Consider the following 19,654-nt stretch of genomic DNA (forward strand, 5'->3'; position numbering starts at 1 on the left):
GAACGATGAAAACCCTGTACCAGTGGTTCGCGGCGTCGGCCGCCAAGCACTCCGGCGCGCCCGCGCTCGAAGCCGGGACGCGCACCCTCACCTACACCGAACTGGACGACCTCGCCGGCCACGTCGCGGCCGAAGCCGTCGACGCGCTGGGCGCCGTGCCCGCCCGGATCGGCGTGCTGGCCGAGCGCAGTGTGCTCACCTACGCCGGCTACCTCGCCGGGCAACGGCTGGGCAGCACCGTCGTGCCGCTCAACCCCGCGTTCCCCGGGGAGCGCAACCGGATGATCGCCGAAGCGGCCGGTCTCGACCTGGTGCTCACCGAAGCACCCGCCGGCCTCGGCGTGCCGGAACTGGTCATGGCCGAACCCGCCGGCGTCCCGCGCACGCCGCCCGCGGCCGAGCCCGGCGACCTGGCCTACATCCTGTTCACCTCGGGCTCGACCGGGCGGCCCAAGGGCGTCCCGATCCGGCACCGCAACGTCGGAGCCTACCTCGCCCACGTCGTGCCGCGGTACGGCATGGCACCGGGCAGCCGTGTCTCCCAGACCTTCGACCTGACCTTCGACCTGTCGGTGTTCGACATGTTCACCGCCTGGAGCAGCGGCGCGACCCTCGTCGTCCCCAGCCGTGAAGACCTGCTGGCCCCGGTCCGGTTCGTCGCGGAAAAGGAACTCACGCACTGGTTCGCCGTGCCGTCGATGGTGTCCTACGCCCAGCGGCTGCGCAGCCTGCGGCCGGGCAGCATGCCTTCGCTGCGCTGGAGCCTGTTCTGCGGCGAACCGCTGACCACGCACCAAGCCCGGGCCTGGCAGCGGGCGGCGCCCGGCGGCGTCGTGGAGAACCTCTACGGCCCGACGGAACTGACCATCAGCTGCGCGCAGTTCCGGCTGCCCGCCGACCCGGACGACTGGCCGGCGACGGCCAACGGGACCGTGCCGATCGGGCAGCCCCACCCGAGCGTCAGCCACGTCGTGCTCAACGACGAGGGGCGCCCGGCCGTCGAAGGGGAGCTCTGCGCGCGCGGGCCGCAGCGGTTCCCCGGCTACCTCGACCCGGCCGCGAACGAAGGCCGGTTCTACCACTTCGGCCCGGGCGACGAGGCCGCGCGGCCGCACGGCCCGGGCGACGAACTCGACGACTCCGCCTGGTACCGCACCGGGGACCGGGTGTGCTGGCAGGACGGCGCGCTCGTCCACTTGGGACGGTCGGACCAGCAGGTGAAGGTGCAGGGCTACCGCGTCGAGCTCGGCGAGATCGAAGCCGCGCTGCGCGACCAGGACGGCGTGCGCGACGCGATCGTGCTCGCCCTGCCCGGCAGCGGCGGCACCACCGAACTGGAAGCGGTGTGCACCGGCCGGGAGCTCGACCCCGGCCGGCTGCTGGCCGCCGTGGCGGACCGGCTGCCCGGGTACATGGTGCCCCGGCGGCTCGGCGTGCTGGACGCGCTGCCGCTCAACGTCAACGGCAAGATCGACCGCTCGGCGCTCACCGCGGACGCGATCGGGCAGCGCGGATGACCGCCGCCGCCCCGGAAGGGAACACCATGGAAACCCCATCAGTGCTGGTGCCTCAGGACGGGTTCCGCCAGGCGATCGCGAAGCTGCCGACGGGCGTGACGGTCCTCACGACCGTCACCGGCGACTCCCCCGTCGGGTGCACGGCCAACGCCGTGATGTCGCTGTCGGCCGACACGCCGAGCGTGCTCGTGTCGCTGGGCAGCCGCAGCCGGACGCTCGCGGCGATCCTGGAAACGGGGCGCTTCGCGGTGAACACGCTGTCGTGGGCACAGCGGGCGCTGACCCGCAAGTTCGCCGTCGGCAGCCCGGCCGAGCGGTTCGCCGGCGTGCCGTGGCGGCCGGAGCGCCGGATCCCGGTGCTGTCCGCGGCGGGCGTGGCGCTGGTCTGCGACGTCGGCGACACGGCGACCCTGCTGGACCACACCGTCGTCGTCGGCCAGGTGGTCTGGCTGCGCGACACGAACGCGGCCCCGACCGTCCTCTATGGACGGGAGCAGTACCCGCTCGGGGCGTGAGAAACACCAGCGCCCGGCCCGCCTCCCTCGGGAGGCGGGCCGGGCGCTTTCTTGTCGGGTCAGAGGGCGGAACGGCGAGCCGGGCGCTGGCCCGCGTCCGCGACCTGCTCGGCGGTCGCGCGGGCCGCCGCGTCGAGCAGCACCGAGAACCGGGGGTCGGTGCGGAGTTCGCGGTGCCAGGCCACCTGCGTGAAGACCTGGAACGGCGCGGTCCACGGCACCTCGACCAGCCGGCCCTCGGCCAGTTCGGTGGCGACGCTGAGCCGGGGCAGCAGGGAAATGCCCAGCCCCGCGGTCAGGGCGCGCTTCACCGCGTCGATCGACCCGAAGGACAATGCCCGGATCCGGGTGTTGTCGCCGGCGCCGTCGAGTGTTCGCTCGAACAGGCGCTGGTAGCCGCTGCCGCGGTGCGCGCAGAGCAGGGGCTGCCTCGCCAGCCGCTGCGTCGGCACCGGCTCCGGGCCGAGCGGCCCGTCCTGGCCGGCCACCACCACCAGCGGCTCCGGGCACAGCAACGTCGAATCCGCCTTCGGCGAGGACTCGCAGACGTCGATGAAGAACGCGCAGTCGACGTCGGAGTCCCCGATCCGGCTCCACGGATCCTCCTCCAGGGGCCGGATCTCCAGGGCCAGTTCGGGGTGCCGGCGGTACAGGTACTCGACGATCGGCACCAGCCGGTAGGAGGTGAGCCCGCTGTCGGCGCCGACGGTCAGCGCGTCGCCGGGCGCGGTGCCCGCGAGGACGGTCTCCTCCGCCAGCCGGCTCAGCTTCACGATCTTGTGGGCGTAGCGGCGGAACCGCTGGCCGGCGGTGGTCAGCCGGATGAGCGCGCCGGTACGGTTGAACAGGTCGCAGGCGAGGTCGCGTTCCAGTTTCTTGATCCGGGCGGTGACCGTCGGCTGGGCCACGCTCAGGTCGTTGGCGGCCTTGGTGAAACTCGACTGCTCGGCCACGCTGAGGAACGTGGTGAGGGATGCGGTGTCCACGGCTCGGATCACCGCCGGACCGGGCGCGCGGCGCGGGGGCCGGCCCCCACGCGGGTGTTCCTTTCGCTGAGCGGGGTGGATTTTCGCGGGACGGTTTCCGCGTGGGCACCGAGGATCCGGCAGGAGGAGGCGGCGGTCGGCCGTCGGGCGCTCCGAACGGCCGTGGCAGCCGCTTCGCCACGATCGTGGCACCATTCGGGCCCGGACCGGAACCCTCCCTGCGGCCGGCTGATCACGGCCGGCACGGCACTGTTCACGACGTCCTTCCCCCAATCGGGACCCGCAGCTCGTTCCCGCCCGCGGGTGAACTCTGGTTTTCCGTCGGCGCTTCCGGGCGGAGCTGCAGTGGTCAACCCCGGCCGGCCATCACCCTCAAGGGTGGCTTCTTGCGGTTTACCACCCGTTTGCCTTCGACAAACTACGCCCATCGGGCGGCCGGGAAACGCTTTCCGTTTCACCGGCCGTGGTCGGAGCCGCACGGCCCTTCACTCCAAAAGACCATTGTCTCCGTTGTCACCCGGATCCATCCTTCCACTGGAGGAGCGCCCATTCCCCGATTTCCGGGATTTCGCTGTGCGTTTTCCGATCCGTTTTCCGCGCGGCGTGACGAAATCAGCCGAACAGCAGGCGCAGCAGGGCGGTCACCACCGCGGCGCCGACCATCGCGGTCAGGATCGACCGCTTTCCGGCCAGCAGGAGGATCCCGGCGCCGACGCCCGCCAGCGCGGTGAGCGTCCGCACCGGCGACACGGTGCCCGAGGCCGGCCAGAGCAGGGTGACCACCAGCCCGGCGATGAGCGCCGGGGTCGCGCACGTGAGCGCGTTGCGCAGCCACCTGGGCAGCTCCCGGCCGCCCGCGGCCAGCGGCACCACGACCCGCAGCGTGAGCGCGGTGACGCCGAGGGCCAGCACGATGATCCACTGGTACGTCATCGCCGCACCCCCAGCACTGCTCCCGTCACGCCGCCGACGGCCCCGGCCACCAGCACCGGGATCCCCGGCGGTGCCCAGAAGACCAGCGCGGCCGCGGTGACGACACCGAGGACCGCCAGGCCCCACGACCGGGCGTCCTTGAGGTGCGAGCGCAGCAGGCCGAGGAAGAACACCGGGTAGGCAGCGTCCAGCCCGAGCCGTCCCGGATCGCCGATGGCGTCACCGAGAACGGCACCCAGCGCGGTCCCCGCCGTCCAGCCGCACAGGCACAGGGCGCCGGCCAGCCGCAGGGTCTGCAGGTCGTACTTCCCGTCGCCGCGGTGGGCGACCGCCCACGAGCCGTCGGTGATCAGCATCGCCGTCCCCGCCCGCGACCAGGCGGACCCGGTCAGCGCGGGGGCGATCGTGGTGCCCATCAGCAGGTAGCGGGCGTTGAGCGCGGCCGCCGCACCGACCACGGCCCAGACCGAGCCGTGCTGCGCGATGACGGCGACGGCGCCGTACTGGGCGCTGCCGGAGAACACCAGCAGCGACATGGCCACCGGGGCCAGCACGCCCATCCCGACCGAGGCCGCGAGCGCCCCGAACGCCATGCCGTCCGCCAGGTCGGCGGCGGCCACCGGCAGCACCGGGCGCAGGGTCCGGGCCGGCTCAGCGGTGGTTTCGGTCACGAGATCCACCTCCTTGAGCTCGACGTTACCAACAGCCGCGTACGTTGGTAACCCGGCAGCCCACCGATACCCGGGAAATTCCTTTCTCAAACCCTTGTTTCCCGACCTCGTAACCAGCAGACGCGAGTACTGGTAACCTGACGGGCATGGCACCGCGTCCGGCAGCACCCCCTCCGCTCGCCGTGGTCCAGAGCCTGGTCAACACCAGCGAACTGCTGGAGGACCGGGACGATCTGACCACCCCGGCGGGCCTGGTGGCGTGGGCGGCGGCCGAGGGCCTGCCGTGCCCGGCGCGGCCGACCCAGGCGGACCTGACCCGCGTCCGCCGGTTCCGGGAGGCGTTGCGGCAGCTGCTGGGCGGCACCGCGGGCGGGCTGGACGCGCTCAACGGCGAACTGGCCCGCACCGGCACCCGCCCCCTCCTGCAGGCGGGCCCGCACGTGGCGTTCACCGGCGACGACGCGACCGCCCTGGACGCGGCGATCACCCGGGTGCTCGCGGCGGTGATCACCACCGGCCTCGACGGCTCCCTGCGCCGGCTGAAGACCTGCGCGGCGGAGGACTGCCGGTGGGCGTTCTACGACCGGTCCCCCAACGTGGTGAGCCGCTGGTGCGAGACGTCCGTCTGCGGCGCCCGGCACAAGATGCGCGCCTACCGCGCCCGCCAGGCGGCCGGCTCCACGGCGTGACCGGCGGCGCCGACCACCGAGGCATTCCGGCCGGGCCGGGTGGCACCTGAGTGACCACAAGCGACTGTCCTCATCGGACAGAAGGTCTCCGCCGCGCCACTCACACCGTCGCGCGCCGCAGGACCAGCCACGCCAGGCCGCCGAGGGCCACCGCGATCGCCAGCGGGCCGGCCGCGAACAGCGTCAGCGACGGCTGGGCGCCGAGGAAGGCGCCGATCGACGGCCACCAGCGCTGGGCCTTCGCCAGGGCACCGAACCCGGCCAGCACCGCCGCGCTGCCGAGGACCGCCAAGTACATCCCGGTCTGCCGCCAGCGCTGGAACACCACACCGGCCAGCACGCAGATCGCCGACACGGCCACGATCGGCCCGGTGTAGGCGAGCCACTGCGTGACCGGGCCGTCCTGGCGCACCACGCCGAGCCCGAACAGGCGGGCTTCCCGCCCCCAGCCCCCGGTGGCCCGCTCGACGGCGCCGAAGGCCACCAGCACCAGCCCCAGGAACAACGCCTGCGCCGTGACGACCAGCGCCGTGGCCGCGGCGAACGTCCGGCGCGTCACGCCGAGGCCGAGCGCGAACGGGAACACCTGGGTCATCGACTGCAGGTGCCCGGCCGCGGCCATCCCCCACAGCGCCGGCAGCAGGTAGATCTCGTGCGGCCCGCCGGCCGTCTCGCCGTTGGAGACGTCGATGGCCAGGCCCAGCAGGGGCATCGCGGCCACGAAGCCCAGCGGGTAGGCCAGCAGCGCCGGCCAGTGGACCAGCTGGATCCGAGCGACGTCGCGCACGCGTGTCATCGGGTTTCCTTCCCGGCGGCGACCGCGCCACCGTGCCGTTGGGTGGTGCGGACGACCAGCTGCTGCAGCGAAACCGGCTCGAAGTCCAGCCCCGGTGCGAGCCGGTCCGGGGCGCCGGTGAGGGTGACGCGCAGCGAGCCGCCCACGCGTTCGCGGTGCAGTTCGTCGCACCCGGCGGCGAAGCGCTCCACGGCGTCGGCGGGTCCGGTGACCGCGACCGCGTCACCCCGCAGCGACTCGGCGTCGGCGTCGATGAGCACCCGGCCGCGGTCGAGCAGCACCACGTGTTCGATCAGGTCGCCGACCTCGTCGATCAGGTGCGTGGAGAGCACGATCGTGCGCGGGTGCTCGGCGTAGTCGGCGAGCAGCCGGTCGTAGAACAGCTGGCGCGCGGCGGCGTCGAGGCCGAGGTACGGCTCGTCGAACAGGGTCAGCGGCGCGCGCGAAGCCAGCCCGATGGTGACCCCGACCGCGGAAAGCTGGCCGCGCGAAAGCTTGCCCAGCAGCTGTCCTTCCGGGACGGCGAAGTCCGCCAGCAGCGCCGCGGCATACGCGCCGTCCCAGTTCCGGTAGAGCAGTTCCGCGGCCCGCAACGCGTGCTTCACCCGGAACTTCTCCGGGTAGTGCTGGCTTTCCTTGACGAAGCAGATCCGCGAGAGCACGCCGGCGTTCTCGTACGGGTGCTGCCCGAAGACCTCGGCCGTGCCACCGGTTTCGCGGGCCTGCCCGGTCAGGATCTTCATCAGCGTGGTCTTGCCGGCGCCGTTGCGGCCCAGCAGCCCGTGGATCGTGTTCTCCGCGAGCTCCACGCTCACCCCGTCGAGCGCGGCGAGCGGGCCGTAGCGCTTGGTCAACCCGGTGGTGCGCACCACGTTCATCCCTGCGGCTCCCAGACGTCGATCAGCTTCTTGATCTCCTCGGCGTCCATGCCGAGCTTGGCCGCCTCCGCCATCAGCGGGGCGACGAACTGCCGGGTGAAGTCCCGGCGCCGCCGCTCCAGCAGCTGCGCGCGGGCGTCGGTGGCGACGAACATGCCGATGCCTCGTCTCTTGTAGAGGATCCCGTCGGCGACGAGCTGGTTGATGCCCTTGGCCGCGGTCGCCGGGTTGATCCGGTGGAAGGCCGCGAGCTCGTTGGTGGAGGGCACCTGCGTGTCCGCGGCCAGGCTCCCGTCGACGATCGAGTTCTCGATCTGCTCGGCGATCTGCAGGAACAGCGGCCGCCCGTCGTCCTTCACGCCGGCGCACCGCGGTTCATCGGTTCATTAGTCATGTAACTAACCATGGAGCCTCGGCGCGTTCCTGTCAAGACGCGATACGTTGCCCCCCAGGACGAGTCGTGGAGGACCGATGGACGACGTGCGTGTCGAGACGGACGGCCCCGTCACGGTGGTCTGGATGAACCGGCCGGACCGCCGCAACGCGGTCGACGGGCGGATGGCCGCCGAGCTCCGGGACGCGTTCCTGGCGTTCGAGGCCGACCCCGGCCAGCGCGTGGCCGTGCTGGCCGGGGCGGGCGGCACCTTCTGCGCCGGGGCGGACCTGACCGCGACCGGCGACCCGGACCGCCGCAACGAGCTGACCCGCGACGGCAGCGGGGCGGGGCCGATGGGGCCGACCCGGCTGGCGCTGAGCAAGCCGCTGATCGCGGCCGTCAGCGGGTACGCCGTCGCGGGCGGGCTCGAGCTGGCCCTGCTCGCCGACCTGCGGGTGGTCGAGCGGGACGCGGTGTTCGGCGTGTTCTGCCGCCGGTGGGGCGTGCCGCTGATCGACGGCGGCACCGTCCGGCTGCCCCGGGTGATCGGCCTCGGCCGGGCCCTCGACCTGATCCTCACCGGCCGGCCGGTCGACGCCGCGGAGGCCCTGCAGATCGGCTTGGCCAACCGCGTCGTCGAGCCCGGCCAGGCCGTACCCGCCGCGCGGGGACTCGCCGCGCAGATCGCCGCGTTCCCCTTCGAGTGCGTCCTCGCCGACCGGGCGTCGGCGTACGCGGGGCTCGACCTCCCGCTGGCCGAGGCGTTGCGCGCCGAGGGGGCGGCCGGGGTGCCGATCGTCGAGCGCGAGGGCGTCTCCGGCGCCGCCCGGTTCGCCGCCGGCGCCGGACGGCACGGGAAGTTCGACGACCCCGCCTGACCGCGGTCAGCGTCTCGCCGCCCTGGCCCGGTAGAGCACGACCGCGACCAGCACCAGGACCGCCGCCTCGGCCAGGACGCTGAGCAACGCCTGGGGCGCGGGCTGGAAGCCCCGCTCGGAAAACCCGAACAGCCCGGTCGTCCGCGACAACGCGAACCCCGCCAGCGCGCCCGCGGCCAAGGCCGCCGCGGCGAGCCGCAGCAGCACCGGGCCGCCCGCCAGCAGCAGGAGCGCCACCGCCATCGACGCGGCCGCCTGCACCAGGAACGCCGGGCCGATCACCGGGATCACCCGGTAGCCGCCGGCGTACAGCTGTGCGTGGAGGAACCCGCTCAGCGCGAGGCACACCGCCGTCGCGATCCGGAGGACGAAGTTCATGCCAGCTTCACGTCCTTCACCGCCAGGCCCGGCTGCCCCGGCCGGTAGGCCACCTCGCGGATGCCCAGCGCGTCGGCGAGCTTGCCGGCGGGCAGCGTCACCGGCGCCGGCGCCGGCCGGGTGCCCGGCTGCGGCAGCGGGTACGCCGTCGTCGTCGCGCTGTGGAAGGTGATGTTCCCTTCGGTCTTGGTGAACAGCTGGTGCACGTGCCCGTTGAGGCAGGTCACCGACGAGAACCGCCGCAGGTACGACAGCGCCTGGGCGGCGTCGTCGGTGCCCCACCCCCACGCCGGGTACATCGCGAACAGCGGGATGTGGCTGAACACCACGATCGGGGTGTCCGAGCCGAGCTTCGCGACGTCCTTGCGGACGAACTCCAGCTGGTCCGGCCCCAGGTGGCCGAGCTTCTCCAGGCTGAGGGTGTTCACCAGCGCGATGAAGTGGACCCCCTTGACGTCGAAGCTGTACCAGCCGTCGCCCGCGGTGCCGGCCCCGAACGCCTGCCGGTACTTCTGCCCGGCGTCGTCGACCGAGTCGTGCTCGCCGGGCACGGTGGCCACGTGCCCGGCGTCCAGCGTGCCCAGCATCTGCTTGACCTGGTCGAACTGGGCGGGCGTGGACAGGTGGGTCAGGTCGCCGGTGTGCATGACGAAGTCGGGCCGGTGGCCGAGACCGTTGATCTGCGTGAGCGCGCGGGAGAACGACTGCTCGACGGCGGTGTTGGCCGGGCCGGTGAACCCGAGGTGGCTGTCGCTGATCTGGACGAACCGCAGGGCGTTCGGGTCGTCGACCGCGACGGCCTCACCGGGCGCGGCGATCCGGCTGATCACCTCGCCGCCGGTGACGGTCAGGACCACCGCGGCGCCGAACCACGCCGTGTGGCGCAGCAGCTGGCGCCGGGTCATGCCTTCGGGGTCGTGCGCTTCGGTCACGGCGTCACCGTCACGGTCGCGGTCATGAACGGGTGGATCGTGCACAGGTACTCGAACGTGCCCGGGGTGCTGAACGTGTACTGATAGGACTGTCCGGTTCGGAGGGTCGGCGACCGCAGCGGGCCACCGGAACCGGTGCTGGTGACGGTGTGCGGGTCCTGGTCGGAATTGGTCCAGGTGACGGTGGTGCCCTTCTTCACCGTCGTCGACGCGGGCGCGAACGCGAAGTCCTTGATGGCGATGGCATTCGCGGTGGCGTTTCCGGCCGCGGACGGCGACGGCGTGCTCGTCATGCCGGGCATCGACGGCGGTGGTGCCGCGGGCGGCGGTGCCGCGGCGCAGGCCGTGAGCGCCAGCGCCGCCGCGGCCGCGAGCAGGAAGTGTTTCACCCCAACGGAAATCCTCATGCCAGGGATACGCGCGCGGGTTACGCCCCTTCGGGTGGCACCAGCACCTCGACCACTCCCCCGGCTTCGCGCACCACCAGGTGCGGCAACGGCGGCGGCGTCACCGGCAGCTGGTGCACGAGCACCACGCCGTCGACGGCGAACGACGTCCGGTGGCACGGGCAGTTCAGCCGCCGGGCCGGGGCGTCCAGGTTCAGCCGGCACCCGAGGTGCGTGCAGGTCGCCGAGACCGCCCGCACCTGGCCGCCGGACCGGTGCACGAACCCGGCCACCGCCCCGAAGTCGAACGGCAGCACCCCGCCCTCGGGCAGGTCGTGCGCCGCGACGACGGCCCGCCACTGACCGTTCTCCGGCCGCAGCGTTTCTTCCGGCGGGGGTGGCGTCGCGGCGGATTCGCCCCCCGGCGTCACCAGGTACTCGACGCCCGCGCCCGCGGCGGCCGCCACCGCCGCGGCCGAGGACACCTGGATGAACCGGCGGCGGTTGCCGCCACGCGCGGGCGCCGGCTCGCCGAGTTCCTGGGCGAGCCGGCGGTGCAGCCCGGCCACGAACTCCTCGCTCGCCGCGCCGCCGCCGGGCCGGGCCGCGCGCAGCAGCACCGCGGTCCGCAGCTCGGCCTCGTCCTCGGGGCCGGCCGCGAACGGGCGCGGCCGTCGCCGCCGCAGGAGGTCCTTGACGAACCGGCGGACGCCTCGAGTGCTCACGTCTCCATCCCTTCCGCCAGCTGGGCCGCCTGGCGCAGCGCCCGGTGCTGCAGCACCTTCGCGTTGCCGACGGTGGTGCCCAGCTGTTCCGCCGCTTCCTTCAGCGAACAAGCCTGCAGGAACCGCAGCCGCAGGATCCGCCCGTACCGCTCCGGCAGGAGCGCGAGGATCGCCTCGGCGCGGGCCGAGATGCCCGGATCCACGGTGCCGTCCTCGACTGTGCCCGCTTCAAATCCGGCGACGTCGTGCTCCTCGTCCAACGTGGTGATCTCCCGGCCGAGCGTGCGCCGCCAGTGCCCGGCCAGCACGGTCCGCGCGGTGGCCAGCAGGTACGCCCGGACCTCACCCACGCTCGCCGACACGCGCAGCGGCCGCAACGCGGTCAGGAAGACCTCGGTCGTGAGGTCTTCGGCGTCCGGCCGGTTGCCCACCTTCGAGAACATCAGCCGGTACACGCGGTCGACGTTGTCGCGGTAGACCGCCTCCCAGTCCGGGTAGACGTCCGCCCCGACCGCGTGCAGCCGCGGGCGCGGTGCCGCGCCCGCCTCGTCCTGTTCGGCGCGCCTGCGCCGGAACCGCTGTGCCACCGGCACCGCCCGCCTTCTCCCCACGACTCTTCCCGCCAGTGAGAGGTACGCGCCCGGGTTACACCTGTAACCGGGGACCGTATCGGCTGGCGAACCCTCCGACGACCCTGGGGAAGCGAAATGACCACATCGATGTCGCGCCGGACGCTGCTCGCCACCGGCGGCGCGGCCGCCGCCGTGCTCGCCACCACCGGCCTGCCCGGTCCCGCCGCCGCGGCCCCGGTGCGGCCGGGCGGCGCGGACGTCGTCCTCGCCTGGAACCGGGAGCTGCTGGCCATCGTGCGCACCGCCGGGCTGCAGCCGCCGACCGTGCACCCGACGCGCAGTTTCGCCCTGCTGCACGCGGCGATCCACGACGCCGTCGTGGCGGTGACCGGCACCGGGCGGCCCTACCTGTTCACCGTCGACGCCCCGGGACGGGCGGCGCCGGAGGCCGCCGCGGCGCAGGCCGCCCACGACGTGCTGGCCGCCCTCTACCCCACCCGGGCGGGCGACCTCGCGAGCCTGCTGGCCGGGCAGCTGGCCGGGGTGACGCCCCCGGCCGCGCGGGACGCCGGCGTCCGGGCCGGGCGGCTGGTCGCCCGGCTGCTGCTCGGGCTGCGCGCGAACGACGGCTCGGCCGCGACCCCGCCCGCGCTGCCGCCGGGCACCGCGCCCGGGCAGTACCGGCCGACGCCACCCGCGTTCGCCCCCGCCGTGTTCACCCACTGGGCCGCCGTGACGCCGTTCGTGCTCGACCGGCCCGGGCAGTTCCGGCCGAGGCCGTACCCTGCGCTGAGCAGCGCGCGGTACGCGACCGCCCTGCACGAGGTGGCCGCGGCCGGCCGCGACACCAGCACCACCCGCACCGCCGACGAGACCGGGCAGGCGCGGTTCTGGGCCGCGCCGATCTGGAACTACTGGAACGAGATCGCCCAGTCGGTCGTGGGCGGTTCGCGCAGCAGCCTGCTGGTCGCGGCCCGGGTGTTCGCGCGGCTCAACCTGAGCTTCGCCGACGCCGTGATCGCCTTCTACGACGCCAAATACCACTACCGGATCTGGCGGCCGGTCACCGCGATCCGGCTGGCCGGCGAGGACGGGAACCCGGCCACCGGCGCCGTCCCGGACTGGTCGAGCCTCGCCACCACCCCGGCCGACCCGGCGTACCCCGGCGCGCACAGCGTCATCTCGCAGGCGGGCGCGCTGGTCCTGCGCCAGGAGTACGGGCCGCGGTGGCCCCTGGAAGTCGGTTCCGAGGTGCTGCCGGGCGTGGTCCGCCGGTTCTCCGCGTTCCAGGCCGCCGCCGACGAAGCCGGCCTCAGCCGGATCGTGGCCGGCGTCCACACCCGGCTCGACCACGAGGCCGGCCGGCAGCTGGGCCACGACGTGGCCGCGTTCGTCCTCCGGTCGTGACGGCCTACGCCGGGCGCGTCCGGTAGGTGCTCAGCACCGCGGCCCCGACCTGCGTGCTCGACACGAGCCGCAGGTCGGCGGCCACGCCGTCGAAGAGCCGCCGTCCCCCGCCCGCCACGCTCGGGAACACGAGCAGGCGGTACTCGTCGACCAGGTCGTGCCCGGCCAGCGTCCGGGCGATCCCGATCGAGCCGATGACGACGACATCCCGCTTCTGCGCCTTCACCGTCTCGGCGAGGTCGCCCTGCAGCAACGACGAGTTCTGCCACGCACCGACGTCGGTGAGGGTCCGCGAAGCGACCAGCTTCGACGCCGCGTTGAGCCGGTCGGCGAAGTCGCCCGTCCGGCCGGGCCACAGCTTCGCGAACAGCTCCCAGGTGGTCCGGCCGAACAGCAGCGTCCCGGTCTCCAGCAGCGACCCGAGCCGGAACTTGTCCCCGCCGACCGACTCCGGCCCGTGCCGGAACGCCCAGCCGCCGAACGCGGTACCCGCCGACCCGTCGGGGTCGTCCACGACGCCGTCCAGGGTGATGAACTCGACCACGATCACGCTCATGTCCGCTCCCGGTGTCCTGCCACCGCGCCCCGGTGGCGCGGTGAGCACCGGTACCTACCGGCGGCGGCCGCCGGATTCATCGACCGCCGCCGGATCGGCTCACGCCGTGACGAGCGAGAGGCCGTAGGTCTGCAGGATCTCGTTCACCGGCTGGAACCACGTCTCCCCGCCGGAGCTGCAGTTGCCCCAGCCGCCGGAGGTGACGCCCTGGGCCTGGTCACCGGTGATGAACGAGCCGCCGGAGTCGCCGGGCTCGGCGCAGACGTTCGTCCGGGTCATCTGGTAGACCGCGCCCTGGGAGTAGTTGACGGTCTCGTTCTGCCCTTCGACGACACCGCAGTGCCAGTGGGTGGTCGACCCCGAGCGGCACACCGACGTGCCGACCGGCGCGACCCAGGACCCGCGGACGAGCGCGTCGCTCACCGTGCCCCAGCCGAGCACGACCGGCGCGGTCCACCAGCCGCCGCCGATGCGGATGAACGAATAGTCGTTGCCGGGGAAGGAAGATCCGGCGAAGGTGCCCATCCACGAGCCGTCCCAGCCGGCGACCGAGCTGCCAGCCCCGCCGCAGTGCCCGGCGCTGACGAATCCGCCCTGCACGGAGAAGCCGATCGAGCAGCGGACGTTGCCGTTGATGTAGTACGGGTCGCCGCCGACGGTGCCGGCCGAGAACGGCTCGGCGGCCGGCGCGGTCGCCACCGTGACCGGGCCGGCTTTGCGGGCTTTCGCGAGGAACGCGTCGACGTCGGCACCGTGCGCGCCGGGCCGCAGGGTGACCACCACGCTGCCGGCCCGCGGGTCGGCCCGCCAGCCGCTGACCGCGGCGGGCGCCGGAGCCGCCTTGGCGGAGGTGTCGATGGCGGCCTTCACGGCGTCGAGCTTCGCCGCGCTGATCCGGGCGGCGGTGGGTTCGGCGCCGGCCTGCCGGACGGCGGCGGCCGCGGCCGGATCGGTGACGCCGACGACGAGCTTGCCGAGCGCCGGGTCGAACCACGCGCCGCCGAAGGCCGCACCGGCGGCCCGCTGGGCGGCCGGCAGCACCCTGGTGGCGCTCATTTCCTGGGTCAGCCGGGTCGACGCCTGGGCGGCGGTCAGCCCGAAGTCCCGTTGCATGGCGGCGATCAGCCCGGGTGACGCCTGCGCGGCGGCGGGGCTGAGCGCCGCGGAGGCCAGCGAAGCCGTGAGGACGGCGGCGCCGCCGAGGGCCAGGGCGATTCTTCGACGCATGGGAACTCCTCCAAGGCCGGGGGAAAGAAACACACCGTCCGCCGAGTGTGCGGCGCCGAACCCGGGCGGTCCAGGTTTGTCCGGTCTTCTGTCCGGATTCCCGGCCTTGGTGTCCACTGTGGAGGATCTACGGAGACCTGTTCGGGCACAAGGGTTTTCGCGCGCGAACGAGGAGCGCGGGCCGCACCCGGCTCACCCGCGCCGTGCCGCCACCCGTTCCCGGGCAGCGCTGCCAAAGGTCTGGACCAAGTACAACACGGCCTCGCGCGCGGCGAGCCGGACGGGAGTCTGCCGGGCAGCGGAGGTGCCCGTCCGTCCCCCCGCGGGCGGCTCCGGCTTCAGCGGCGCACGCACACCCGGTTCCGCCCGGTGTTCTTCGCCTCGTACACGGCCTTGTCCGCGGCGCCGAGCACCTGGTCCACCCCGCTGCCCGCCGCCGGGTGCACCGCCACCCCGATCGACACCGACAACCCGTCGATCCGGCGGCCGTCGGCCGTCTCGACGACCAGGCCCGCCACCGCGTCGCGGATCCGTTCGGCGACCGCCGCCGAGTGGCCCCGGCCGATACCCGGCAGCAGCACGACGAACTCCTCGCCGCCGAACCGGCCGACCGCGTCGTAGATCCGCACCTCGCCGCGGACGGCCCGGGCGACCGCGCGCAGGACGTCGTCGCCCGCCAGGTGGCCGTGGGTGTCGTTGACGCGCTTGAAGTGGTCCAGGTCGATCATCAGGATCCCGCAGGCGACCCCGGTGCGCCGGGCCCGTTCCAGCTCGGCCTCCGCGCGCGCCCGCCACTCCGCGATGGTGAGCAGCCCGGTCGTGTGGTCGCGGCTCCGCAGCGCCAGCTGCCGCCCGAGCTCACCGCGGCGCAGCAGCACGAGCGGCAGCACCAGCAGCGCCACCAGCTCCGGCCGCGCGGTGAGCAGGACCGCGGCGACCGCCCCGAAGCACAGCGTGGCCGCGTCGAGCACGTTCTCCGGCACCGACCCGGCGAGCGACAGCCACGGGCGCGACGGGTCGTGGAGCTTGAACCCGATCATCACCAGCACCGTGTTGACCAGGAAGAACGTCAGGCCGGCGGCGAACGTCGCGGCCACCTCCGGCGCGCCGGAGGTGGTGCCGAAGAGGCCCGCGACGGCCCAGGCGGCGAAGGCGGTCACCACGCACGTCGCCACCGAGCAGGTCACCCGGTACGGCCGCACGCCGGGCACGTCCGCCGTGCGCAGCCACGCGTGCGCGTAGATGAGCACGGTCAGCACCGCGGCGAGCCCGGGCGGCATCACCAGTGCCGCGGCGAAGATCCAGACCGAGCTCAGGCTGACGTGCGGGTTGCGCGCCAGGAACCGCTGCATCCGCTCGGCCTGGGCCGACAGCTCCGCCTGTGCGAGCGCCGAGCCCAGCAGGATCGCGAAGAACAGCCATTCCCGGGCCGTCGGTGCCGTGGACGGCACGGCGAACGGCAGCACGACGGCGGCGGCCTCCAGCGCCAGGTAGTACGGCAGGACGCCGGGCGGCGCGGTGCGCAGCCGGGTGCCTGCGGACGGGTGTGCGGCCGTGAATTCCCCCTGCGGATCCACTTACCCTCCCGTGTCCGTGGATCGGCCGGGCTCCCCCGCCCGGCACCTCCCACGATAGGCGCCCCGGGCGGCAGGCGGAAGCCCGGGCACACGGACGGGTACTGCGTCCTCAGTGGACGGTCAGTGCGCGAAAGTGGTGAGGAACCGGTCGCGGAAGGAGTCCATCTTCCAGACCGGCGCCTGCGCGGCCGGGTGCAGGCCGTCCGTCCACCCCCAGCCGGCGATCCGGTCCAGCACCTTCGGATCCTTGGCCACGATGGTGACCGGCACGTCGTGCACCGCGCCCTGCGGGGTGACCACCGGCGGCTGGTGGTCGCCGAGGAAAACCAGTACGAGATCGTCACTGCCGTAGTGCTGCACGAACGAAATCAGCGTTTTCAGGGAGTAGTCGGTGGCGTCCCGGTAGGCGTCGCGAATTTTCGCGGGGTCCTTCCAGACCGACTCCGGCGCTTCCCCCGCCCCGGGCATGGGGCCGAACACCGAGCCGTCCCCGACCTGGTTCCAGTCGACCAGCCAGGGCCGCGGCGACCACGGCGCGTGGCTGGAGACGAGGTCGACCTCGGCCATCACCGGCCGCTGCGGCGTCGCCTTCGCGAGCTCGGTGCGCTGCAGCACCGAAAGCGTGAACTGGTCGGGCATGGTGGCGTAGGCGAACCCCGGCCCCTGGTAGCCGACGTGGTGGGCGTCGTAGTAGCCGTCCGGGTGGTAGAACCGCTGCCCTTCCGGCCAGTCCTTCGTGTGCGCGGGCACGTCCCAGACGGTCCGCCAGCCCGCCCGCTGGAACGCCCCGCCGAGGGTCAGCCGGTCACTGGCGAGCAGGTCGTTGTAGCGCTGCTGGTTGTCGATCCACATCCCCGACTGCACGGTCGAGTGCGCCAGCCAGCTGCCGCCGCCGAACGTCGAGGAGGAAAGGAAAGCGCTGCGTGCGCCGATGCCCGCGGCGCGCAGCTGGGCGGTGCCCGCGTCGAGCGTGGCGCCGATCTTCGGGGCGAAACCCGGGTCGTCGAGCGCGACCCGGCCGTAGCTTTCGACGAAGGTGAGCACGACGTTCTTGCCGCGCAACCCGTTCAGCAGCTGCGGCCCCGCCGTGGCCCGGAACGCGTCTTCCGCGGCGACCTCGCCGAACGGCCGCTGTTCCCGCAGGTCGGCGCCCACCTGACGGAGGTCGCCGTAGGCCAGCGCCGCCGCACTCTGCGCGGCGACGGGCTGGCCCGGCGCGATCTCCACCCCGAAGACCGAGCAGGCGATCCAGATCACCCCGAGCACGGCCACGACCCGGGTCGCCCCGCTCCGCCGCCCGGCGGCGACCCGGCTCAGCCGCAGCATGGCGAGCACCATCAGCACGACGACGGCCACGGCGAGCAGCCCGGCCCCGGCGAGCGCGGCGACGGCGGCGGCGTCCCCGATCTGCCCGGCGAGGAATTCGACGCCGGCGTGGAAGAAGCTCCAGTCGTAGATCGGGTCGAACGGCTTCTCGAGGGTGGCGTAGAACCCCGTGTCGAGGGCCTTCAGCACGACGAGCAGCCCGAGGACGAGGCCGACGGCGACGGCGAGGACGCGCCGGGGACGCGGCGGCAGGACCAGCACCAGCGCGGCGACGAGCAGGCCCTCCACGGGCACGCGCACGAAGGATGCGGCGGAGAGGGAGGTGAGGTCGTCCGGCGCGAGCAGCGCGAACAGCACGAGCAGGGCGGCCAGCCCGGTGAGGATCCGGCCGGCCACGGCGTGCCGCCGCGCACCGCGGGGCAGGCCGAAGTCGGGCAGGGGCGCGGCCGGGGTGATCGGGCCGGTCAGTCGGAGCATGCGGGCCTCACGTGGTGGTGGTTCGCGGCGGCGACCGCCCGGCCCGTGCGGCGGGGCCGGCGATCCTCACCCGGTATACGGGCCGCGGCGCGCTGCGGTTCACGCGGGCCGGATTCCGGCGAGGACGATCCGCGCATTCGCGGCAAACACCGAAAACGGCCGTTCCTACCCGCGCACCCCCGTCGCAAACCCGCTTCCCCCGCCTTTCACCCGCGGAAACGCCGAGAACCCCCGGTACAGGTGAGGGAGCATTGCGGGCCGGGGCCACCGGTGTTCTCCTCGGGATGTCCGAAGATCGATTCCGAACGAAGGCGAACCGATGAATCTGTTCGACAAGGCGAAGGAAACGCTCGGGAACCACCCGGACCAGGCCGACCAGGGCATCGACAAGGCGGCCGACGCCGCCAAGCAGCGGTTCGGCGACCACGCCGACAAGATCGACCAGGGCTCGGACAAGGCGAAGGAGTTCCTGCACCGGCAGGGCGGGGGGCAGCAGGACGCGCCCCCGCAGTGAGGCGGCGCCGGTGATCGCCCAGCCGTCCGGGGGAACCACGCTTCACCCCTCCCGCGGCTGGGTACCACCGGCTCCGTGGTCGCCACCTACCTCGTCCCCGTTCGCACCGCCCTCCTGTTGTTCCCGTTCGTCGCGCTGGCCGTCATGCTGCCGGCCGCCTTCGTCAGCTACCGCCGCCGCGGGCGGGCCGGCGGCTGGCCGACGTTCGTCTTCTACGCGTTCCTCTTCTACCTGCTGGCGATCGCGATGCAGACGGTCCTGCCGCTGCCGGCCGACCCCGGCTACTGCACCGGGCACACCTACGCGAGTTCCCCGCAGCTGCGGCCGTTCTACTTCGTCGAAGTGGTGTCCCAGCGGGCACGCGGCCACTGGAGCCCCGGCGCGCTGCTGCACAACCCGGCGGTCTGGACCACGGCGCTCAACGTCGTGATGCTCGCCCCGCTCGGGTTCTACGTGCGGTACGCGCAGCGGATGCGGCTGCTGCCCGCGACCCTCGTCGGCTTCGGCGTGTCGCTGTTCTTCGAGCTGACGCAGCTGACCGGGCTGTGGTTCGTCTACCCGTGCCCGTACCGGCTGTTCAGCGTCGACGACCTGATCCTCAACACCGCCGGGGTCGTCGCGGGCTGGCTGCTGGCCGGGCCGCTCGGCCGGCTGCTCCCGTCGCCGGAACCCGAGCACGACCGGCGCCGGTACGCCGCGAAGGTCACCTTCACCCGGCGGCTGTTCGCGCTGGCCACCGACCTGCTCGGGTTTGCCGCGCTGCTCGGGTTCCTCTTCGGCCTGCTGACGCTGTTCGGCGAGGACCTGCGCCACCGCGACACGCCGGTGCTCATCCTCGCCCTCGTCTGGTTCGTGGTGTTGCCCGCCGTGACCGGGTCGACGCCCGGCAAGCGGGCCATGCTGCTGCGGGTGACCCGCCGCGGCGGCCGCCGGGCCGGACCGGTCGCGCTGCTGGTCCGCAACGGCGTCCTGCTCTCGCCGCTGTGGCTCACCTGGCTGCTGCTGGACCTGGACCACTGGGACCTCGGAAACCACCCCGAGCGGCTGCTGCTGCCGGTCGCGCTGGCCGCGTCGGTGTTCGTGGTCGGGGTCTGGACGCCGCTGGCCGTGCTGCTCGACGACGAGCACCGGGCGCCCTACGAACGGCTGACCCGCACCGTCAACACCGCCGTCGTGCCCCCGGCCGCCGCGGAGCCGGCGCCGGCCGCCGAACCCGCCCGCCCGGAGAAAGTCCTTAAAGGACGGTGACACCGCGCTGCCCGGGGTCGACAGCGCTGGTAGATTGCGTCCGGAACGGGTTGAGCCGCCAGCCCGCGTCCCGATCCCCACTCTGGAGCT

22 protein-coding genes are annotated in these 19,654 nt (G+C 73.5%); 7 read left to right on the top strand and 15 right to left on the bottom strand.

Annotation, left to right across the window (positions count from 1 at the left end):
- Positions 1 to 5 precede the first annotated feature (5 nt).
- Complete coding sequence (locus tag AB0J55_RS12910; protein WP_364246921.1) at positions 6 to 1,517, top strand: AMP-binding protein; 1,512 nt, start codon at positions 6 to 8, stop codon at positions 1,515 to 1,517.
- A gap of 26 nt (positions 1,518 to 1,543) precedes the next feature.
- Positions 1,544 to 2,032 (top strand): flavin reductase family protein, encoded by a 489-nt coding sequence (locus AB0J55_RS12915; protein ID WP_364246923.1) that lies wholly within the window; start codon positions 1,544 to 1,546, stop codon positions 2,030 to 2,032.
- A 59-nt stretch (positions 2,033 to 2,091) separates the two neighbouring features.
- Here the strand turns inward: AB0J55_RS12915 and AB0J55_RS12920 are convergent, their stop codons facing one another.
- From AB0J55_RS12920 to AB0J55_RS12930, 3 genes are all read right to left on the bottom strand, one after another.
- Positions 2,092 to 3,018: a LysR family transcriptional regulator gene (locus tag AB0J55_RS12920; RefSeq protein WP_364246926.1), complete on the bottom strand. Its 927-nt coding sequence runs from the start codon at positions 3,016 to 3,018 to the stop codon at positions 2,092 to 2,094.
- Positions 3,019 to 3,630: 612 nt separating this feature from the next.
- Positions 3,631 to 3,951: an AzlD domain-containing protein gene (locus AB0J55_RS12925; protein ID WP_364246928.1), complete on the bottom strand. Its 321-nt coding sequence runs from the start codon at positions 3,949 to 3,951 to the stop codon at positions 3,631 to 3,633.
- Positions 3,948 to 4,622 (bottom strand): AzlC family ABC transporter permease, encoded by a 675-nt coding sequence (locus AB0J55_RS12930; RefSeq protein ID WP_364246931.1) that lies wholly within the window; start codon positions 4,620 to 4,622, stop codon positions 3,948 to 3,950. Before AB0J55_RS12930 ends, AB0J55_RS12925 begins: the two co-directional genes overlap by 4 nt.
- Before the next feature lie 146 nt (positions 4,623 to 4,768).
- Here AB0J55_RS12930 and AB0J55_RS12935 point away from each other — a divergent pair, with 146 nt between their 5' ends.
- Positions 4,769 to 5,311 (top strand): CGNR zinc finger domain-containing protein, encoded by a 543-nt coding sequence (locus tag AB0J55_RS12935; protein ID WP_364246934.1) that lies wholly within the window; start codon positions 4,769 to 4,771, stop codon positions 5,309 to 5,311.
- A 100-nt stretch (positions 5,312 to 5,411) separates the two neighbouring features.
- Here AB0J55_RS12935 and AB0J55_RS12940 read toward each other — a convergent pair whose 3' ends face one another.
- From AB0J55_RS12940 to AB0J55_RS12950, 3 genes are read right to left on the bottom strand one after another with little or no spacing between them, the layout of a single operon-like run.
- Complete coding sequence (locus tag AB0J55_RS12940) at positions 5,412 to 6,107, bottom strand: hypothetical protein (RefSeq protein WP_364246937.1); 696 nt, start codon at positions 6,105 to 6,107, stop codon at positions 5,412 to 5,414.
- On the bottom strand, positions 6,104 to 6,985 hold the full coding sequence (locus tag AB0J55_RS12945) for an ABC transporter ATP-binding protein (protein WP_364246940.1): 882 nt from the start codon (positions 6,983 to 6,985) through the stop codon (positions 6,104 to 6,106). The genes AB0J55_RS12940 and AB0J55_RS12945 overlap by 4 nt, the downstream gene beginning before the upstream one ends.
- Positions 6,982 to 7,344: a GntR family transcriptional regulator gene (locus AB0J55_RS12950; protein ID WP_364246943.1), complete on the bottom strand. Its 363-nt coding sequence runs from the start codon at positions 7,342 to 7,344 to the stop codon at positions 6,982 to 6,984. Before AB0J55_RS12950 ends, AB0J55_RS12945 begins: the two co-directional genes overlap by 4 nt.
- Before the next feature lie 112 nt (positions 7,345 to 7,456).
- Here AB0J55_RS12950 and AB0J55_RS12955 point away from each other — a divergent pair, with 112 nt between their 5' ends.
- Complete coding sequence (locus AB0J55_RS12955; protein WP_364246945.1) at positions 7,457 to 8,239, top strand: crotonase/enoyl-CoA hydratase family protein; 783 nt, start codon at positions 7,457 to 7,459, stop codon at positions 8,237 to 8,239.
- Between the two features lie 6 nt (positions 8,240 to 8,245).
- Here AB0J55_RS12955 and AB0J55_RS12960 read toward each other — a convergent pair whose 3' ends face one another.
- Genes AB0J55_RS12960 through AB0J55_RS12980 form a run of 5 tightly spaced genes read right to left on the bottom strand, consistent with a single transcriptional unit; the run spans position 8,246 to position 11,253 of the window.
- On the bottom strand, positions 8,246 to 8,617 hold the full coding sequence (locus AB0J55_RS12960; RefSeq protein WP_364246948.1) for a hypothetical protein: 372 nt from the start codon (positions 8,615 to 8,617) through the stop codon (positions 8,246 to 8,248).
- Positions 8,614 to 9,549 carry a metallophosphoesterase gene (locus AB0J55_RS12965; RefSeq protein ID WP_364246951.1) on the bottom strand — a complete coding sequence of 312 codons (936 nt, stop codon included), beginning with the start codon at positions 9,547 to 9,549 and terminating at the stop codon, positions 8,614 to 8,616. The genes AB0J55_RS12960 and AB0J55_RS12965 overlap by 4 nt, the downstream gene beginning before the upstream one ends.
- Positions 9,546 to 9,938: a plastocyanin/azurin family copper-binding protein gene (locus AB0J55_RS12970; RefSeq protein WP_364246954.1), complete on the bottom strand. Its 393-nt coding sequence runs from the start codon at positions 9,936 to 9,938 to the stop codon at positions 9,546 to 9,548. The genes AB0J55_RS12965 and AB0J55_RS12970 overlap by 4 nt, the downstream gene beginning before the upstream one ends.
- 38 nt (positions 9,939 to 9,976) lie before the next feature.
- Complete coding sequence (locus AB0J55_RS12975; RefSeq protein WP_364246957.1) at positions 9,977 to 10,660, bottom strand: Rieske (2Fe-2S) protein; 684 nt, start codon at positions 10,658 to 10,660, stop codon at positions 9,977 to 9,979.
- Complete coding sequence (locus AB0J55_RS12980) at positions 10,657 to 11,253, bottom strand: sigma-70 family RNA polymerase sigma factor (RefSeq protein ID WP_364246960.1); 597 nt, start codon at positions 11,251 to 11,253, stop codon at positions 10,657 to 10,659. The genes AB0J55_RS12975 and AB0J55_RS12980 overlap by 4 nt, the downstream gene beginning before the upstream one ends.
- A gap of 114 nt (positions 11,254 to 11,367) precedes the next feature.
- Here AB0J55_RS12980 and AB0J55_RS12985 point away from each other — a divergent pair, with 114 nt between their 5' ends.
- The gene (locus tag AB0J55_RS12985) at positions 11,368 to 12,639 is read left to right on the top strand and encodes a vanadium-dependent haloperoxidase (RefSeq protein WP_364246963.1); all 1,272 of its coding nucleotides are present in this window, start codon (positions 11,368 to 11,370) and stop codon (positions 12,637 to 12,639) included.
- Between the two features lie 4 nt (positions 12,640 to 12,643).
- Here AB0J55_RS12985 and AB0J55_RS12990 read toward each other — a convergent pair whose 3' ends face one another.
- From AB0J55_RS12990 to AB0J55_RS13005, 4 genes are all read right to left on the bottom strand, one after another.
- Positions 12,644 to 13,195: a dihydrofolate reductase family protein gene (locus AB0J55_RS12990; protein ID WP_364246965.1), complete on the bottom strand. Its 552-nt coding sequence runs from the start codon at positions 13,193 to 13,195 to the stop codon at positions 12,644 to 12,646.
- Positions 13,196 to 13,294: 99 nt separating this feature from the next.
- On the bottom strand, positions 13,295 to 14,422 hold the full coding sequence (locus AB0J55_RS12995) for a S1 family peptidase (RefSeq protein ID WP_364246968.1): 1,128 nt from the start codon (positions 14,420 to 14,422) through the stop codon (positions 13,295 to 13,297).
- A 338-nt stretch (positions 14,423 to 14,760) separates the two neighbouring features.
- Positions 14,761 to 15,999, bottom strand: coding sequence for a diguanylate cyclase (locus AB0J55_RS13000; protein WP_364246971.1), 1,239 nt, complete (start codon positions 15,997 to 15,999; stop codon positions 14,761 to 14,763).
- A 120-nt stretch (positions 16,000 to 16,119) separates the two neighbouring features.
- Positions 16,120 to 17,802 (bottom strand): sulfatase, encoded by a 1,683-nt coding sequence (locus AB0J55_RS13005; protein WP_364246974.1) that lies wholly within the window; start codon positions 17,800 to 17,802, stop codon positions 16,120 to 16,122.
- Between the two features lie 319 nt (positions 17,803 to 18,121).
- On the opposite strand from AB0J55_RS13005, the gene AB0J55_RS13010 reads away from it, so the two are divergent.
- Positions 18,122 to 18,316, top strand: coding sequence for an antitoxin (locus AB0J55_RS13010; protein WP_364246977.1), 195 nt, complete (start codon positions 18,122 to 18,124; stop codon positions 18,314 to 18,316).
- A gap of 75 nt (positions 18,317 to 18,391) precedes the next feature.
- Positions 18,392 to 19,564, top strand: a complete 1,173-nt coding sequence (locus tag AB0J55_RS13015) for a VanZ family protein (RefSeq protein WP_364246980.1) — start codon at positions 18,392 to 18,394, stop codon at positions 19,562 to 19,564.
- The last annotated feature ends 90 nt before the right edge of the window (positions 19,565 to 19,654 follow it).

The sequence above is a fragment of the Amycolatopsis sp. NPDC049688 genome (assembly GCF_040674975.1).
In the GTDB taxonomy this organism is placed as follows: Bacteria; Actinomycetota; Actinomycetes; order Mycobacteriales; family Pseudonocardiaceae; genus Amycolatopsis.

Bases quoted from the DNA above. Each gene is read 5' to 3' on its own strand.
- AB0J55_RS12995 (WP_364246968.1), bottom strand. From the start codon at position 14,422: ATGCGTCGAAGAATCGCCCTGGCCCTCGGCGGCGCCGCCGTCCTCACG.
- AB0J55_RS12990 (WP_364246965.1), bottom strand. From the start codon at position 13,195: ATGAGCGTGATCGTGGTCGAGTTCATCACCCTGGACGGCGTCGTGGAC.
- AB0J55_RS12935 (WP_364246934.1), top strand. From the start codon at position 4,769: ATGGCACCGCGTCCGGCAGCACCCCCTCCGCTCGCCGTGGTCCAGAGC.
- AB0J55_RS12985 (WP_364246963.1), top strand. From the start codon at position 11,368: ATGACCACATCGATGTCGCGCCGGACGCTGCTCGCCACCGGCGGCGCG.
- AB0J55_RS12940 (WP_364246937.1), bottom strand. From the start codon at position 6,107: ATGACACGCGTGCGCGACGTCGCTCGGATCCAGCTGGTCCACTGGCCG.
- AB0J55_RS12925 (WP_364246928.1), bottom strand. From the start codon at position 3,951: ATGACGTACCAGTGGATCATCGTGCTGGCCCTCGGCGTCACCGCGCTC.
- AB0J55_RS12955 (WP_364246945.1), top strand. From the start codon at position 7,457: ATGGACGACGTGCGTGTCGAGACGGACGGCCCCGTCACGGTGGTCTGG.
- AB0J55_RS12915 (WP_364246923.1), top strand. From the start codon at position 1,544: ATGGAAACCCCATCAGTGCTGGTGCCTCAGGACGGGTTCCGCCAGGCG.
- AB0J55_RS13010 (WP_364246977.1), top strand. From the start codon at position 18,122: ATGAATCTGTTCGACAAGGCGAAGGAAACGCTCGGGAACCACCCGGAC.
- AB0J55_RS12910 (WP_364246921.1), top strand. From the start codon at position 6: ATGAAAACCCTGTACCAGTGGTTCGCGGCGTCGGCCGCCAAGCACTCC.
- AB0J55_RS13005 (WP_364246974.1), bottom strand. From the start codon at position 17,802: ATGCTCCGACTGACCGGCCCGATCACCCCGGCCGCGCCCCTGCCCGAC.
- AB0J55_RS12945 (WP_364246940.1), bottom strand. From the start codon at position 6,985: ATGAACGTGGTGCGCACCACCGGGTTGACCAAGCGCTACGGCCCGCTC.
- AB0J55_RS12960 (WP_364246948.1), bottom strand. From the start codon at position 8,617: ATGAACTTCGTCCTCCGGATCGCGACGGCGGTGTGCCTCGCGCTGAGC.